The following is a 15,759-nucleotide window of genomic DNA, read 5'->3' as shown; positions in this document are numbered from 1 at the left end:
AAACCTTGCCCGCGGGCGCAAATTTCAGCAAGACCACGGCGCGGCCAGCCGCAACCGGACAGAATATTAAGACCAGTTGGTTCCAGCATGGTTACCGGGGGGCTACCTAAATGAGAATGGAGATCAGCAACTCCAGGTGCGAGACGCCCCGCCAGATCTCGATTTCCTCGCGGTAGGCGCGGGTGATCTCGGCGGACGCGGTCGCATCGTCGACCTGAGCCCAGACGTCCTCCACCGGATCGTGGTAGTCGCCGTTGGGCTCGAAGCGGGCGTAGACCCCCTTCGGCACCCGGGTCAGCACATCGCCGACCGGCACGGTGTCCGGTGAGGGGTAGTCGTACCCGATCAGCACGTTGTAGTTGCCCGCCGGATCGGGGACGTACACGGTGTAGAGCGCGCGGGCCGACTCGCCGCCATCACGGTCGCGCAGCCGGTCGCGCAGGAATTCGATCAGCTCACTGTTGCTGACCTTGAAGGTGGGCCGCCCCCGAGGCACCACCAGACCGCCGTAGACGGCCTCGCCGCGCACCATGATCGAGTAGGTCATCGCGGCTCGACCGCCAGATACAGGTCGATCCGGTAGGCGTGCGGATAGAACTCGAAGTCGCCGGTGAAGGTCCGCCGGATCTGCCGGTGATGTTCGGCGTAGGAGATCTGGGTCCACAGGTCCGTCATGATCTCCGGAAAGTTCCCGACCGCAGAGAACCGGGCATACGTCCCCTTCGGTAACCGCGCCACGATGTGCCCGCGCGTGACGTCACCGAAAGACCCGCACTCGTACCCCACGATCTGCGTGTTATAGGTGGCCAGGTCGGCTGACCAGTCGGTATAGGCGGTGGCCAGCGGCCCGCCCAGCTCCTGGTGCAGCACCGCCGCCCAGGCCGCCTCGAGATCGTGGTCCCGCAGCTCCCCGAGCGGGCGCTTGGGGCTCCGCACCGGCAGTCCGGCGACCCACGTCTCGTCTCGCTCGATGATCTCGAACTGCATGGAAGGACTCTCTCGCACGAATCGTGGTCGGCTGCGCGCAACGCGTCGCCACCTCGCCCGCCGCCGTCCGGCCGGAACCGCCATGCTACCAACCCGTGCCGATCGGCATGACCGACAACCGCAGGCCCGATCGACCCCGCCCCCACCGCCCTGCCCAGACGCACCGGAAACCTCTCGAGCGGACAAGCGGCAAACGTCAACCAGCTACCCGCTCATGGTAGGCCCACCCCCGAGCCCCACCATCGTGTGATCGAATTCCCACCATGTACCGCACCCTCGCGGACCTGGACACGGCACTGATCGACTGCCGAGCCTGCCCCCGCCTGGTCGCCTGGCGCGAACAGGTGGCCCGCGACAAGCGCGCCGCCTTCCGTGACCAGACCTATTGGGCCCGCCCGGTCCCCGGCTTCGGCCCACCCGACGCCCGCCTCCTGATCGTCGGCCTGGCCCCCGCCGCCCACGGTGCCAACCGCACCGGCCGCATGTTCACCGGCGACCGCAGCGGCGACTTCCTGTATGCCGCCCTGCACGCCGTAGGCCTGGCCAACCAGCCCACCGCCACCACGATCGACGACGGCCTGCAATTATTCGGCACCCGCATCACCGCCCCCGTCCACTGCGCCCCACCCGACAACAAACCCACCCCCACCGAACGCGACACCTGCCGCCACTGGCTCACCTCCGAACTCCACCTGCTGACCCCCACCCTCCGCGCAGTCGTCGTCCTCGGCGCCTTCGGCTGGCAGTCCCTCCTCCCGATCCTCGCCACCGCCGGCTGGACCGTTCCCCGCCCCCGCCCCACCTTCGGCCACGGGGTCCACCACACCCTCCTCCCCGCAGTTTCGAACGGATCTCCCTTGCGCCTGTTCGGCTCCTACCACGTAAGCCAGCAGAACACCTTCACCGGCCGCCTCACCCCCGCCATGCTGGAGACCGTCCTCACCCAGGCCAAGCAGGCCGCCGGAATCCCCTGACCAGCCGATTCGGAGTCTCGCCGGAGCACCTGCTACAGTTCACCAGCGTGGTTCGGCAACGATCCACACGGGGCTATAGCGCAGTTGGTAGCGCGTCTCGTTCGCATCGAGAAGGTCAGGGGTTCGATTCCCCTTAGCTCCACCATGAAAAACGCCCGTGACCTCGACAAAGGCCCTGGGCGTTTCACTGTTCCAAATCATTCCGAATTCGGATTTTCGATGCCCGCCCTCAGTACGTCCGCACCACCTTCGATTGCGACCCGCGCCGCAGCGTTCAGCGCATTGGCAACCGATTCGAGGTCATCCGGGAACAGGTCGGCGTAGGGACACAGCACCCGCGCGCCGACCACGCGACCACCAGGTCGCGGAACCCCGCACCGAACCGCACCATGCTCTGCATGCCAGTGAATCCCAGAATGGGTACCATTGTGGGATGAGTACTCAGATTACGGTCAGACTCTCTGACGAGATCGTGACCTACCTCGACCGCACCGTTTCCAGCGGCCAGGCCCCGAGCCGGGCCGCCATCATCGCGCAAGCACTCGAACGCGACCGCCTCCGCCGCGCCGCCGAACGTGACGCCAAGATCCTCGCCGCGGCCGGCGCCGACGCGGACATGGACGCACTCGCCCGGTTCGCCGCGCCGACTCCGCTGGACGACCTCGGGTGAGGCCGATCCATATCGCACGCCTGGACAAGACCCGCCCTGTGCTGGTACTTACCCGCGAGGCGGTCCGCCCGTACCTGACACGGGTTACCGTTGCGCCGATCACGAGCACGATCCGGGGGCTGTCCACCGAACTGCCGGTAGGCCCCCGAAACGGCCTCGAACACGACAGCGTGGTCTCCTGCGACAACATCGTGACCATTCCGACCGACGCGCTCGGCCGCCTGGTCGGCTACCTACACGCAGACGCCGAACCCGCCCTGACAGCCGCGATCCGCTCCGCGTTCGAACTCATCTAGCCGACGACCCGGGCCCCCGATCCGTCCGCTGCAGCACCGTTACGCCTCGATTTCGGCCAACTGCGCTGGACGAACTGAGCGTGGACCGAAACTGGGTAGACCGTTGGTCGATCGGATCGAGTCCAGCAAAGCGCTGCATAACCTCAAAGAGCTTCGCCCTCGAACCCCGGCGGGTTCCGAGATAGGATGCCGTTCGTCTTCGACCCAACAGGGGAGGCGTGCATGCGGTCCTCCCGCACACGGCTTACCGACGCCGTTCACCGTCGGCATTCGGCGTCACCCGCCAGGCCCGAGAGGGCCTGGACGGGACCACAGTTCCAACCGGAGCGTGCACTCAGAATAGATGTTCGATCAGGATATTGTCCCAGTGTTGTGCGAGATACTCCGCAACTAGCCGACGGTGGCAGTGGTGCGCTTTGTCCTCGCTGCATAGCAAGACTGCGTTGTCGAGCAGTTCCTGCGGGATGGTTTCCTCAATCCGACGATACTTCATGAGTTCCCCCCGCTATACATCTGTCAACGGCCAGCGTGATGTCGCCGCTGGTGGCCGACCGAAGTCTCCACCGCTTCGCCCTGGAATGATCAGTTCACCGGTCACCTCCTCCCTGTCGTGCGGTGCCGCATCCGGTAGGAATCACCCTCGGTGACCACCACCGTGCAGTGATGCAGCAACCGATCCAAAATGCTTGCCGCGGTGGTGTGTTCGGGCAGGAACCGCCCCCACTGTTCGAACGGCCAATGCGACGCGACAGCCAACGACCGCCGCTCGTAAGCCGCCGCAACCAGCCGGAACAACAACTGCGTCCCGGTATCGTCGAGCGGCGCGAACCCGACCTCGTCACAGATCACCAGGTCAGCCCGTAGAACCGACTCGATCACCTTCCCCACGGTGTTGTCGGCAAGACCCCGGTAGAGCGTGTCGATCAACTCGGCGGCGGTGAAGTACCGGACCTTCAACCCCGCCGTCACCGCGGCGTGTCCGAGCCCGACCAGCGTGTGGCTCTTGCCCGTTCCCGGTGGCCCGATCAACGCCAGATTCTGTTGCGTGCCAACCCATTCGAGACTTGCCAGGTAGTCATAGGTCGCAGCCGGGATCGACGACCCGGCGACGTCGAACGTGTCCAAGGTCTTCGTCACCGGGAACGCGGCGGCTTTGAGCCGGTTCGCGGCGTTCGACGCGTCCCGGGCAGCGATCTCGGCCTCGATCAGCGTGCGCAGCACTTCTTCCGGGGTCCAGCGTTGCGTCTTCGCGGTCTGCATCACCTCCGCCGCCAACCGCCGGACCGTCGACAACTTCAACCGCCGCAGGCCGGCGTCCAGGTCCGCGGCCAGTTCCGGGACCGGTTTCGGGACCGGTTTCGGCGCGGCCGTTCCCGGACGAGCAGCGGTGGTCATGACGCGCTCCCGTCACCGGTGATCCGGTAGGCGTCCAGCGACCTGGTCGTCGCGGCGGGCAGGTCGAGGACCAGGGCGTCGCCGGCCGGGCGGGGTTGCGGGGCCCCGGCGCCCGCGGCGAGGATCGACCGGACGTCCGCGGCCCGGAACCGTTTGAACGCCACCGCCCTGCGCAGGGCGGCGACCAGATTCGTCGTGCCGTGCGCGGCCCCGAGCGCGAGCAGGATCTCGAGATCCTGGCTCAGACGGGTGTTGCCGATCGCGGCGGCACCGACCAGGAACGCTTCCGCGTCCTGTCCGAGCGCGCAGAACTGTTTCTCGACAGGGGTTTTCGGGCGCGGTCCCCGGTTCGGGGCCGGGCGCGGCCCGTCGTAATGCTCGTCGAGGATCGACGTCGAACCGGGTGCGACGAGTTCGTGTTCGGCGATGATCACCCCGGTGCCCGGTTCGATGATCAGCAGGGCGCCGCAGTCGACGACGAGCGCGACACTGGCGCCGATCAACCGCATCGGGACCGAGTAACGCGCGGATCCGTAACGGACACAAGAGAGTTTGTCGACCTTGCGGGTCACCGACGCCGCCGCGATCTCCAACCGCAGCGACGGTAACGCCGCCAGGACCTCCCGTTCGCCGGTGAGGCGTTCGTCGGGAACCGCGCAGATCTCCGAATGCATCGTCGAATTCACTTCCGCGCACCACGCTTTCGCCGCGATATTGGCCTCGCGCAGTGTGACGGTCCGGCCAGCGATCGCTGCTTCGGTGACCAGCGGGACCGCGAGATCTGTCTGGGCATAACCACACAGGTGTTCCACGACACCTTTCGATTCCGGATCCGAGGCGTTGCACCAGTCCGGCGAGAAACCGTAATGCGTTGCGAAGCGGACGTATTCAGCGGTCGGGACCACGACGTTCGCGACGACACCGCCTTTGAGGCAGCCCATCCGGTCGGCCAGGACCTTGCGGGGGACGCCGCCGATCCCGGCGAGCGCGTCGGCGATCATGGCCAGGGTGGTGGACTGCCGCTGGTCGGCGGCGAACGCGGCGAACCGCCACCTGGAGAACGCCAGGACCGCGCAGAACACGTGCAGGCCGGGCGCGGCTTCGGCCCAGTCGATGACCAGGAACTCGCCCGGGACCCAGATCCCGGGGCGGCGGCCGCGGTGGTTCTCGGTGCGCCACAACTGTTTCTCCTCGGCGACCAGGCGTCGGAAGTTGCGTGGTGACCCGTCGTAGCCGGCCGCGCGAGCGACCGGGAGCAGTCGTTTCGCTGTGATCCGGCCGTGGGAGGTCTTGACACGTTTCGCGACGAGGTCGCGGTATTGGTCGTAGTTGTGGGGCGCGGGCCGGTGTTCGGGCCGGGTGCCGCCGTTGGCGGCGCGTTCGACGACTCGTTTCACCGTTTTGTGTGTGGTGCCGCACAATTCGGCGGCGCCTCGGTAGGTTCCGACCTCTCGATAGGCGGAAATGATGTCCATTCGCTCTCTCGCAGACTTCAATAGAACTCCCCGGGGTCGGTGGGAGGTGACAGTTGGCGCTATCACCGTCCACCGCCCCGGGCCTGGTTCCGGGGTTGACACGAGGAGCGAAGTGGCGGGGACTTCTACTTGGCCGCCCGCGGCGACCTACACACGGCCACCAGCGGGGACTTTAGGATGGCCACGGACATACATCGCTCTAAGAGCTTGCGAGAGTTCGCGAGACACACCAGTGTCTTTCTCATCGGCACGCGTACCCCTCCAAGTCTGGCGCATCGACCCACGCATGGTGCTTCACTCCGCAGATCAGGTTAGGAGCCCATGATCAGGGTGTCGAGCGCTGCAGGTGCCGTACCCGGATCCCGCGCCTGATCCAAGTCGCTCACGCAGACCGGAGAAGTCTTTGAGCAGGTCGTTCCGGTTCGAGTAGGTTCTCGGTAGGTCCACCGAGAAAAGACGCCCGCGACCGTGATGAGGTCTCGGGCGTTGTGCTATTTTCCGATCCTGTCAGGATTGAATTGCGGCGATCAGTTCGTCGGCATCCGGACCGGTGACAGTCGCCTCGACGGTCGCGGGACCGACGGGTGTGGAGGTGCCGGCCGTAGTTCCCGGAACGATCGACCGGGCCAGATCTCGAATCGACTCGAACTCGCGAGTGAGACCCTGTTCCGACGCGTGGTGCCCGAGGACGGATCGGCGTTCCGACAGCAGAACCGACAGCACATCCTCGACGCCGAACCAGCCACGGCCGCGTTCGGTCGCCAGTTCGGCAGCCTGCCGCAGGGCCCGGATCAGTGACGGCGCAGCGCCGGTCACCGATGCGTGGGTTTCGTTCGTACTCATCGAAAGTCCTCCTTCTCAGAACAGTATCTTCAGGCCGTTGTAGAACCCGCCTATGCATTCACGGGTTCCGTCCATCTCGAGAACCACGATCCCGTGCGCATCCTCACAATCCGCCGCGGTAATGGCGGAAGCCTCGCCCACCGATACCGCTCCCATCAACGCCAACGCTACGAATCCCGTAATCACAAGCCTGGCAATAGTTTTCCGCATGACCGCATCCCCCTGCGTACCGAAACCCAGGAACGAGCATCAGTCTGCTCCCGGCCGCCACAACTCACAACGGGTAACAGACGGTCTCCACGAACCGCCCCTGGCGGCGGTGGCATCCGCGAATCCGTGCTGTGCCTCGAGGTCGTTCGAGACGCTACCGTCGGTGTCTGTGTCCGAGGGGGAACAGACGGTATTCAGGTGCAACCTCGCTGATCTCGTCTTCCCCGAACTCGATCCGCGCGCGGTGGACCCGAGCGGCGCCGGCCTGACCGGTGCGAACCTGAGCGGGACCAGGCATGGCGAGGACACCCGCCGGCCGGAAGGTTTCGAACCTCCTCCTTCGAGCGTCGGCCGGTCGGAGTGAACCTCACGCTGTCGTGCACAGCACAGTGCGTGCACGATCCGCCGTTGGGGAATAATGCGGGACGGAATTGTCGCTGCTCCGCTCGCGGCAATCCCGCCGCCACCGCACATCGGACCGACCGGCCGGGTACGGATCGCCTGGTGACCGCTCGGCATCGCCTCGATCAAGCGCGTGACCGGGGTGGTCTCCCGCCGGTGACAGCGATGAAACATCGTGGCTATCGCGGGTTCGTAGAGTTGCCCGGACCGGGTTGAGCACGCGGATGCCGATCCGCACCGGGCAAGGGGTAACGATATGACTGGAAACCGCGTCCGGATCGAAGCTATCCGGGCTGTCGAAGCGCATGTGCCGCCGGCACTGAGCATCGACGAATCGGAAACGCCGGGTGAGATCTTCGGCGACAACGTCTTCAACATCGCCGTGATGCAGAAGCGGCTGCCGAAGTCGGTGTTCAAATCGGTGGTCGCGACCATCGAGCGCGGGGCGCCGCTGGATCCGCTGGTGGCCGATGCGGTCGCGGCGGCGATGAAGGACTGGGCGCTGGAGAAGGGGGCTACGCACTATGCGCACGTCTTCTATCCGCTGACCGGGCTCACCGCGGAGAAGCACGACAGTTTCCTGGAGCCCCAGGGCGACGGTTCCGCGTTGGCCGAATTCGCGGGCAAGACGTTGATCCAGGGTGAGCCGGATGCCTCGAGCTTTCCGAACGGCGGTCTGCGCAATACGTTCGAGGCGCGTGGGTACACCGGATGGGATGTGACCAGTCCGGCCTACGTGCTGGAGAATCCGAACGGCAATACGCTGTGCATCCCGACGGTTTTCGTGTCGATGACCGGTGAGGCGCTGGACCACAAGACGCCGTTGCTGCGGTCGCAGCAGGTGATGGGTAAGCATGCGCGGCGGATTCTGGAGCTGTTCGGGCACGAGAATCCGGCGCCGGTGGTGTCGTTCTGCGGGCCGGAGCAGGAGTACTTCCTGGTCGATCGGCACTTCTTCCTGGCGCGACCGGATCTGCTGAATGCCGGGCGGACCCTGTTCGGCGCCAAGCCGCCGAAGGGGCAGGAGTTCGACGACCATTACTTCGGGGCGATTCCGGAGCGGGTGCTGGGCTTCATGATCGATACCGAGCGGGAACTGTTCAAGCTCGGGATTCCCGCGAAGACCCGGCACAACGAGGTCGCGCCGGGGCAGTTCGAGGTCGCGCCGATGTTCGAGCGCGGCAATGTGGCGGCCGATCATCAGCAGTTGCTGATGACGACGTTCAAGACCGTCGCCAAGCGGCACGGCATGGAATGCCTGTTCCACGAGAAGCCCTTCAACGGGGTCAACGGGTCCGGGAAGCACGTCAACTTCTCCATCGGCAACGGGGAACTCGGCAGCCTGCTGGTACCGGGTGACACTCCGCACGACAACGCGCAGTTCCTGGTGTTCTGTGCCGCGGTGATCCGGGCGGTGCACATGCACGCGGGACTGCTGCGGGCCTCGGTGGCCTCGGCCACCAACGATCATCGGCTCGGCGCGAACGAGGCACCGCCGGCGATCATTTCGATCTTCCTCGGCGATCAGCTGGCCGATGTCTTCGAGCAGATCGCGAAGGGCGCGGCGACCTCGTCGAAGGGCAAGGGCACGCTCATCATCGGCGCGGACACGCTGCCGGTGCTGCCGACGGATCCGGGTGACCGCAACCGGACGAGCCCGTTCGCGTTCACCGGCAACCGATTCGAGTTCCGGGCACCGGGTTCGATGCAGACCGTGAGCGTTCCGATGGTCACGTTGAACACGATCATGGCCGAATCGCTCGATTACATCGCCACCGAACTCGAGACCGCGGTCGCCGGCGGGACGTCCTTCGATACCGCGGTGCAGAATCTGCTCACCGCGATCATCACCGATCACGGCACGATCGTGTTCAACGGTGACGGGTATTCCGACATGTGGCAGCAGGAGGCGGCGACCCGCGGGCTGCCGAATCTGCGGACCACCCTCGACGCGCTGCCCGAACTGATCACCGATTCCTCGATCGCGCTGTTCGAGAAGTACGGGGTGTTCAACGGCCGGGAGATGCACAGCCGGTACGAGGTCGGGCTGGAGCAGTACGCGCTCACGATCGGGGTGGAGGCACGGCTGACCCTCGAGATCGGCTCGACGATCGTCGAGCCCGCCGCGATGCGCTATCAGACCGAGGTGGCGCAGAACGTCGTGGCGCTCACGAGCGCCGGCTTCCCGACGGACACCGATGTGCTGAAGCAGGTGTCGGCGCCGCTGACCGATCTGCGCGCGGCATTGGCCGCACTCACCGAGGCGCTCGCGCAGCACCCCGGCGAGTCGGCCTACGACGAGGCGAAGCACGCTCGCGACAGCCTGCTGCCCGCGATGGCCGCGGTCCGCGCGGCCGCGGACACCCTGGAGTCCGTGGTCGCCGACGATCTGTGGCCGCTGCCGACCTATCAGGAGCTGCTGTACGTGCTGTGACCGGGACCGGTCGTCCCCGCTCGGCAGGGCGGGGGCGATCGGATCAGTCCATCGATGTCGGCCATTCGACCTCGGGCCACACCTCGCCCGAGGCCGGGCGGCCGAGCACCGAGCGGGTGAGGAAGTCGGCGACCAGGCCGCGGGTCACGGCGGCGGCGCGGTCCGGCGGCAGGGTGCCGCACAGTTCGGGTGGGCCGCCGAGTTCTGGCAGGTCGGTGGGGGTGTAGTGCTCGCCGCCGCGGACCATCGCCACCGTGAACGGTCCGGGGGTGTGGTGCCCGAACGCGATCCACGAGGCGTCGACCATCGCGCCGTAGCCGACCAGCATCACCGGGCGGTCCAGGCCGCGGCGTTCCACGGCGGCCCCGTCGTGCCACCCGGCCGACCCGTCGAGCACCACGGCGGCGCGGATCCGCGGGTCCGCGGCGGCGACCGAGACCGCCGTGTATCCGCCGTAGCTGTGACCCAGCATCGCCACCGCGCCGAGGTCGACCAGGTCTCCGACGATCGGTAGTTCGGTGAGGTGGTCCAGGACCGTACGCGTGTCGGCCACCCGGGCGATCAGCCGTTCCCGCATGTAGTCGTCGGTCATCGTCGGCGGGTCGCCGAGAACGACTCGGCCGCTGGGGAATTCGACGGCGGGTGATTCCCCGGTGTGGTCGGCCACCACGACCACCCAGCCGCGCGACGCCAGATCCGCGGCCAGCCCGGACAGGATCCACCGCGGCGAGCCGAGCCCCGGGGACATCAGCAGTACCGGCAGACGGCCGAGAGTGGTGTCGGCGGGCACGCTTTCGGCGGCCGGGGCCGCGGCGCCGATCGCCGCGGCGGCCGACACCGGCGAATGCAGCCAGGTCGCCGCCGTGCTCGCGATCCGGATGTCGGCATCGGGTCCGCTCGCGGGGACATATGAAGTGGGCGAACCGATCTCGGCCGCCGGGTACCACGCCGACACCATGATCGCGCGCTCGTCGTCGCCGAGTGGGGTATCGACCCGCCCGACCGGATACGGGCCGGTCGGCGCGGTCACCGGCGACGGCCCCACCGCGACCCGGTGGCAGATGAACCCGCCGCACAGCGGGCTGTCGGTATCGCCGCGGGCCGGTCCCCCGGTACCGGTCAGACCGACCAGGACCAGGAGTGCGGCAGCGGCACCGCCCGAGAGCACTCGAGCGATCATCGGTAAACCTCCACGGCGTAGAAGGCGTGGTGCGCCTTACGGTCGACGACCCACCACACCGCGACCACGGTCGGTGCGAGGCCGATCTCGCTTGTCGCCGAATACTGAAGTATGTCAGGAACTTCCGGTATATCGCGCGGCGGGCCGGGGGTGCCGGGCGGATGCCGCCGACCGGTGGCGCACCGCTGCGGCCGGATCGTGCCCGGGGGCGAGCCCGATCAGCCGCCCCGCGCCTGCCGATCCTGTTCGGTCCGAAGGGAACACCGCTCGTTTTCGAGCGGGACGCCGGCGCCAGGGGCGCGTGATCGGCTCTCTCGTCGTCGCCGATGCTGTTCGGTCCGAAAGGATCACCGTCGCCTTCGCGACGGTCGACACGATGGTCGCGTGACCGGCTCTGCGTCAAGCACTCTCGTCGTCGCCGGCGGCGGCGTGGGCAGGCGGCGGCGTGAATCCCTCCGGCCACCGGGTCGTTTCGTCGTGGGTGACGCCGGTCAGATTCGCTCCGGTCAGGTCCGTGCCCGTCAGATCGGCCCCGGTCAGATCCGCATCCGTCAGATTCGCCCGATCCAGGTACGCGACGGTCAGATCGGCGCCGGACAGGTTCGCGCGGGAGAGTTCGGCGTCGGTCAGGCTCGCGCCACCGAGGTCCGCGCCGGTGAGGTTCGCGCTGGTCAGGTTCGCGCCGGTGAGCTTCGCGCCGGTCACGTTCGCTCGATCCAGCTGTGCGCCGGTCAGATTCGCCCCGGACAGGTCCGCACCGGTCAGGTTCGCTTCGGTCAGGTGCACCGCGCGCAGGTCCGCCGCCACCAGGTCGGCGTCGACCAGGTCCGCGGACCCCAGGTTCGCGCCCAGGAGGTTGGCGGCCGGCAGGCGGGCCTCGGACAGGCGGGCGGACTTCAGCTCGGTCTCGTGCAGATTCGCCCGGGACAGGTCCGCGGCGGTCAGATCCGCGGCCGTCAGGTCGGCGACGCGCAGGTTCGCCTGGGCGAGATTGGTGCGGGCCAGTTCCGCGCTCCGCAGATTCGCATTGTTCAGGTCCACCCTGCTCAGATCCGCATCCGGCAGATCGTAGGTGTAGCGCGACCACTGTTCGCGGTGCCGGCGGATGACCGATGCGGCCGACAGCCGCACCTCGAAATCCGCTGCGCTCGTGGACGATCGAAGGTAGGCACACAGCAGATCGAGGCAGACCCGGGCTTCGTCGTGCAGTTCGGTGGAGTCGCCGGGGAGGGTGTCGTTCCAGTCGTCGGCCAGGGCGGCGAGCGCGTAGATCCCGGCCTGCCGGACGACCGGGCCGGTGTGCGCGAGCTGTTCCGCGCAGGTCGTGTACCGGGCTCGCAGCCCCCGGATCCGGTCCGCCGCGTGCAGTTGCTCGAAATGCGCCTGGTCCAGCTGCTGTCGCTGCGCGAACTGCCGTTCGGAGGTGCGCCGGGTCAGCAGCACGCCGGCCAGTACGATCAGCGCGACGATCACCGCGAGCACGCCGGTCAGCACCGTCGCGTACGGCTGGGTCAGTCCACCGCCGGCCGCGGCCGACGTCACGCTCGCGCCGGGCGACGCCGAGGTGGCCGGTGCCGCAATGGATTGTGCGCCGGCGACGCCGACCGGCACCGCCGACAGGACCGCAATCGCGGCCGCCGCCCCGAGAATTCGCCTCACGCGGTCGATCCTGTCACCGATTCCGCACCCGCACCGGGCGAAACGGCAGCGCGAGCGGTCGGCTCACCGGTTGTCCGCCGAATCCCCGGCGGTGGTCGGGGAAAGCAGCGGGTATCGGCGGCTCAGGATGCGCAGCGATCGCACCAGCACGACCCCGACGAGCGCCCCCAGACCCCATCCGGCCAGCACGTCCGTGGGCCAGTGCGCCCCGAGATAGACCATCGCGCAGGCGATCACCACGAGACCCGCCGCGAGCAACCCTCCGGCGTACCGCCGATGTTCCGGCCGCCACGGCACCAGCAGGTAGACGGCTACCGCGAAGGCCGCGGTCATCGCGGCCACCGTCGACGGCATCGCGAAGGCTTCGACCCGGACCACCGTCAGCTCTCCGGCGGGCCGCGGCCGTCCGATGAAATGTTTCAGCACCTTGGCCGACACCTGCGCTGCCAGCACCGACACACCGACCGTGACGCCCTCCCGCCACCGGCCGGCGATCACCACCGCCACGAACCCCAGTCCGGCGAGCAGGGCGCCGGTACCGCCGGTGCCGATGTTCATCGCCCACCGCGCCGGCGTGGTCAGCGCCGCCGTCCGGTGCCCGGAGAGCCACACGAGGATGTCCTGGTCCACGTTCACTGTGTCCATCCTGCCTGCCACGGCTGGAACGTGCACCGTCCGACCGGGTGGATGCGCCTCACACCGTGTGCGGTAACGAACGACTTGCGCGGTGCGGGGTCCGATGCGGGGCAGCAGTGCGGCCGGGAGTTTGCTCCCGAGCACCCTGGAGTGCGGATGGGTTCGACGCCGACCCGGGTACCGTGTGCTGCCGGGGTCGCGAGGAAGACCCGCCGCCGAAGAGTTCGGAGTGGTGACGGTGTCACCGGCGGGGTCCCGTTCGCCGCCGACACGTCCTCGGGCGGCAGTGCCCTCGGCCCGGGTGCCGCCGTGGTCGCCGACGGCGGAATGCTCCGCGTCGATGCCGGGGCACGGTTCGGGGCGGGTGGGACCGAAGTCGCTTTCGGTAGTCTGCCGCGAGTGGCTGCGACGGCAGGCAACGGCTGTACCTGTCGCATCGGACCGTCAGCACCCACCTGCATCGCATCTTCCCGAAGCTCGGCATCAGTTCGCGCGGTGATCTCGCGGCCCTGCTGCCCGATCGGGCCGGCTGAGACCCGCCGCCGGGCACGGTGGCCCGGCGGCGGCCACGGTCACAGAGCGTCGCGTTGCCGCAGCGTACCGTCGCGGTCGAGCTCGATGACCAGGTCGATGCCGATCCGCCGCAGGAACGGGTAGTCGTGGCTGGCGACGAGCAGCGCGCCGCGGTACTCGGCCAGCGCGTCCACCAACTGGTCGACGCCCGCGATGTCGAGATTGTTGGTGGGCTCGTCGAGGATCAGCAACTGCGCCGGTGGATCGGCGAACAGCAAGCGCGCCAGCGACACTCGGAAACGTTCCCCACCGGACAGCGTGGCGACCGGGCGTTCCACACCGCTGCCGCGGAGCAGCAGCCGCGCCAGGCCGTTGCGGATCACCGCCGGCGTGGACCCGGTTGCCGCACGGACGTTCTCCAGCGCCCCGGCGTCCTCGTCCAGATTGTCCAGGCGTTGCGGGAGATGACCCACCCGGTCTGTGCGCAGCACCGCGCGCTCCGGCTCCCGCCCGCTGAGCAGGATCTCGATCAGGGTCGATTTGCCCGCGCCGTTGGAGCCGATCAGGGCGACGTGCTCCGGCCCCTGGATGACGATGCGCCGATTCCCGTCGCCCAGTTCCGCGATGGCGCGCCCGCGCGGCACGTCCGGATCGGGCAGCGCCAGGCGGATGTGCTCGTCCTGCCGGACCCGGGTGGCGGCGCTGTCCAGCACCTCTTGGGCCGCACGGACTTTCGAGTCCATGGTGGTCCGCATCGCCCCGGCCGAACCCTGGGCCCGGCTCGCCCGGTTGCCCGCGAGAATGCGCGGAATGCCGCCGTCGCGCTGGGTGCCGCGCGCGGTGCGCTCACGGCGGGCGAGTGTGGTCTCGGCCTCGATCCGCTGCCGCTTCTCGACCTTCAGCGCCTGCTCGGCACTGCGCATCGCCTGCTCGGCCGCCGCTTGCTCCCGGTCGACGTGCTGTTTCCAGGCGCTGTACGGTCCGCCGAACACCTCCAGGGACCCGCCGCGCAACTCGGCCGTGGTGTCCATGTGCTCGAGCAGCTCGAGGTCGTGGCTCACCACCACCAGCGTCCCCGGCCACGCGTCGACGAATTCGGTGAGCCTGCCCCGGGTTTCGCGATCGAGATTGTTGGTCGGTTCGTCGAGGAGGGTGACGGGTGTGCGCTGGATCCGCAGACCGGTGATCGCGATCAGCACGGCCTCGCCACCGGAGATCCCACCCACCGCACGGTCCAGATCGGCGACGCCGAAACCGATGTCGTGCAACGCTTCCGCGGCACGGGCCTCGATGTCCCAGTCGTCGCCGATGGTGTCGAAATGCTCGGTCGCGGTCGCGCCGGATTCGATCGCACGCAGCGCCGCGAGCTTGTCGGCGACACCGAGCAACTGTGCGACGGTGGTCGCGCGCCGCAGGGTGAGCGTCTGCGGCAGATATCCCACCGCGCCGGTGGTGTCGATCCGCCCGGACGTCGGCGTGAGAATTCCGGCGATCAGCCGCAACAGCGTCGATTTACCGGCGCCGTTGCGGCCGACCAGACCGGTGCGCCCGGTGGTCAGGGTGCCGTCGATGCCGGACAGCGCGACGGTGCCGTCGGGCCATTCGAAGGTCAGATTCTGCACGGTGATCGCAGAAGACATGGAGGTGGACATGGGTCGCCGACTCTTTCCTGCTCGCGAACGAGCGGCCTCGAGTATCGCGCCGGGACGACAGGCGCGGATGATCCGGGAAGATGCGGAACCGGACGGAGGCGAGCCACTCGGTCCGGAAGCGGACACCGAGCAGGGCACTGTGCGGAGACGCCGCCTACGCCGGGCGGCTAGAGTCTGTCGACTTCCTCGATGAGCACGCGCCCACCCTACCAGCGCGGACCCTGTGCCGGCCCGGCCTCATCGCCCCCGCAACCGCCGCCGGGCCCCTGCACCCGTACCGCGATCGGCCGCGGGCCGCCCTCGATCGACCCGGTGCCCGTGACCGTGCTCGCGGTACAGGCCAGGGCGAGCCCGCCTGCGACCGGCACGGCCTTGATCGCCGCGAACATGCGGGCTGCGCGCGGAATGCAGGCCACACCGATGTCCGCTCGGA

Annotated in this window: 18 protein-coding genes and 1 tRNA gene; 6 read left to right on the top strand and 13 right to left on the bottom strand. The window is 68.1% G+C overall.

What is annotated here, in order from left to right; genetic code table 11:
- Positions 1-106 precede the first annotated feature (106 nt).
- Positions 107-547, bottom strand: coding sequence for an effector binding domain-containing protein (locus LBW94_RS32815; RefSeq protein WP_225062601.1), 441 nt, complete (start codon positions 545-547; stop codon positions 107-109).
- Entirely contained in the window at positions 544-987 is a 444-nt protein-coding gene (locus LBW94_RS32810; RefSeq protein ID WP_225062602.1) for a GyrI-like domain-containing protein, read from the bottom strand. The genes LBW94_RS32815 and LBW94_RS32810 overlap by 4 nt, the downstream gene beginning before the upstream one ends.
- Positions 988-1,250: 263 nt before the next feature.
- Here LBW94_RS32810 and LBW94_RS32805 point away from each other — a divergent pair, with 263 nt between their 5' ends.
- Positions 1,251-1,961 carry a uracil-DNA glycosylase gene (locus tag LBW94_RS32805; RefSeq protein ID WP_225062603.1) on the top strand — a complete coding sequence of 237 codons (711 nt, stop codon included), beginning with the start codon at positions 1,251-1,253 and terminating at the stop codon, positions 1,959-1,961.
- Between the two features lie 69 nt (positions 1,962-2,030).
- A tRNA-Ala gene (locus LBW94_RS32800) sits at positions 2,031-2,106 on the top strand.
- A 52-nt stretch (positions 2,107-2,158) separates the two neighbouring features.
- On the opposite strand, the gene LBW94_RS32795 is transcribed toward LBW94_RS32800, so the two are convergent.
- The gene (locus tag LBW94_RS32795; RefSeq protein ID WP_225062607.1) at positions 2,159-2,311 is read right to left on the bottom strand and encodes a hypothetical protein; all 153 of its coding nucleotides are present in this window, start codon (positions 2,309-2,311) and stop codon (positions 2,159-2,161) included.
- Between the two features lie 83 nt (positions 2,312-2,394).
- Here LBW94_RS32795 and LBW94_RS32790 point away from each other — a divergent pair, with 83 nt between their 5' ends.
- A complete protein-coding gene (locus LBW94_RS32790; protein WP_323137981.1) occupies positions 2,395-2,631 on the top strand; it encodes an antitoxin in 237 nt (78 codons plus the stop codon).
- The gene (locus tag LBW94_RS32785) at positions 2,628-2,927 is read left to right on the top strand and encodes a type II toxin-antitoxin system PemK/MazF family toxin (RefSeq protein WP_225062604.1); all 300 of its coding nucleotides are present in this window, start codon (positions 2,628-2,630) and stop codon (positions 2,925-2,927) included. The genes LBW94_RS32790 and LBW94_RS32785 overlap by 4 nt, the downstream gene beginning before the upstream one ends.
- 334 nt (positions 2,928-3,261) lie before the next feature.
- Here the strand turns inward: LBW94_RS32785 and LBW94_RS44510 are convergent, their stop codons facing one another.
- The 5 genes from LBW94_RS44510 to LBW94_RS32765 form a co-directional block, all read right to left on the bottom strand.
- Positions 3,262-3,420 (bottom strand): DUF488 family protein, encoded by a 159-nt coding sequence (locus LBW94_RS44510; RefSeq protein ID WP_225062605.1) that lies wholly within the window; start codon positions 3,418-3,420, stop codon positions 3,262-3,264.
- 101 nt (positions 3,421-3,521) lie between these two features.
- The gene (gene istB, locus LBW94_RS32780; RefSeq protein ID WP_266272713.1) at positions 3,522-4,322 is read right to left on the bottom strand and encodes an IS21-like element helper ATPase IstB; all 801 of its coding nucleotides are present in this window, start codon (positions 4,320-4,322) and stop codon (positions 3,522-3,524) included.
- Complete coding sequence (istA, locus tag LBW94_RS32775; protein WP_225062765.1) at positions 4,319-5,818, bottom strand: IS21 family transposase; 1,500 nt, start codon at positions 5,816-5,818, stop codon at positions 4,319-4,321. Before istA ends, istB begins: the two co-directional genes overlap by 4 nt.
- A gap of 486 nt (positions 5,819-6,304) precedes the next feature.
- Positions 6,305-6,640 carry a hypothetical protein gene (locus tag LBW94_RS32770; RefSeq protein ID WP_225058745.1) on the bottom strand — a complete coding sequence of 112 codons (336 nt, stop codon included), beginning with the start codon at positions 6,638-6,640 and terminating at the stop codon, positions 6,305-6,307.
- Positions 6,641-6,655: 15 nt separating this feature from the next.
- Entirely contained in the window at positions 6,656-6,850 is a 195-nt protein-coding gene (locus LBW94_RS32765; RefSeq protein WP_225058746.1) for a hypothetical protein, read from the bottom strand.
- 658 nt (positions 6,851-7,508) lie between these two features.
- On the opposite strand from LBW94_RS32765, the gene LBW94_RS32760 reads away from it, so the two are divergent.
- On the top strand, positions 7,509-9,686 hold the full coding sequence (locus tag LBW94_RS32760) for a glutamine synthetase III (RefSeq protein ID WP_225058747.1): 2,178 nt from the start codon (positions 7,509-7,511) through the stop codon (positions 9,684-9,686).
- 43 nt (positions 9,687-9,729) lie between these two features.
- Here the strand turns inward: LBW94_RS32760 and LBW94_RS32755 are convergent, their stop codons facing one another.
- The 3 genes from LBW94_RS32755 to LBW94_RS32745 all read right to left on the bottom strand — a co-directional run bounded on the left by LBW94_RS32755 (position 9,730) and on the right by LBW94_RS32745 (position 13,161).
- Complete coding sequence (locus tag LBW94_RS32755; RefSeq protein WP_225058748.1) at positions 9,730-10,866, bottom strand: alpha/beta hydrolase family protein; 1,137 nt, start codon at positions 10,864-10,866, stop codon at positions 9,730-9,732.
- A gap of 399 nt (positions 10,867-11,265) precedes the next feature.
- Positions 11,266-12,525, bottom strand: a complete 1,260-nt coding sequence (locus LBW94_RS32750) for a pentapeptide repeat-containing protein (protein ID WP_225058749.1) — start codon at positions 12,523-12,525, stop codon at positions 11,266-11,268.
- A 63-nt stretch (positions 12,526-12,588) separates the two neighbouring features.
- On the bottom strand, positions 12,589-13,161 hold the full coding sequence (locus tag LBW94_RS32745; protein ID WP_225058750.1) for a phosphatase PAP2 family protein: 573 nt from the start codon (positions 13,159-13,161) through the stop codon (positions 12,589-12,591).
- Between the two features lie 422 nt (positions 13,162-13,583).
- On the opposite strand from LBW94_RS32745, the gene LBW94_RS32740 reads away from it, so the two are divergent.
- Positions 13,584-13,694: a LuxR C-terminal-related transcriptional regulator gene (locus tag LBW94_RS32740; protein ID WP_323137995.1), complete on the top strand. Its 111-nt coding sequence runs from the start codon at positions 13,584-13,586 to the stop codon at positions 13,692-13,694.
- A 39-nt stretch (positions 13,695-13,733) separates the two neighbouring features.
- On the opposite strand, the gene LBW94_RS32735 is transcribed toward LBW94_RS32740, so the two are convergent.
- Positions 13,734-15,326, bottom strand: a complete 1,593-nt coding sequence (locus tag LBW94_RS32735) for an ABC-F family ATP-binding cassette domain-containing protein (protein WP_225058751.1) — start codon at positions 15,324-15,326, stop codon at positions 13,734-13,736.
- Between the two features lie 206 nt (positions 15,327-15,532).
- Positions 15,533-15,715, bottom strand: coding sequence for a hypothetical protein (locus tag LBW94_RS32730; RefSeq protein WP_225058752.1), 183 nt, complete (start codon positions 15,713-15,715; stop codon positions 15,533-15,535).
- Positions 15,716-15,759: the final 44 nt, after the last annotated feature.

Origin of the sequence: Nocardia sp. alder85J, assembly GCF_020176955.2 — a bacterium.
Taxonomy (GTDB): Bacteria; Actinomycetota; Actinomycetes; order Mycobacteriales; family Mycobacteriaceae; genus Nocardia.
This window is presented reverse-complemented; position numbering and strand designations above follow the sequence as displayed.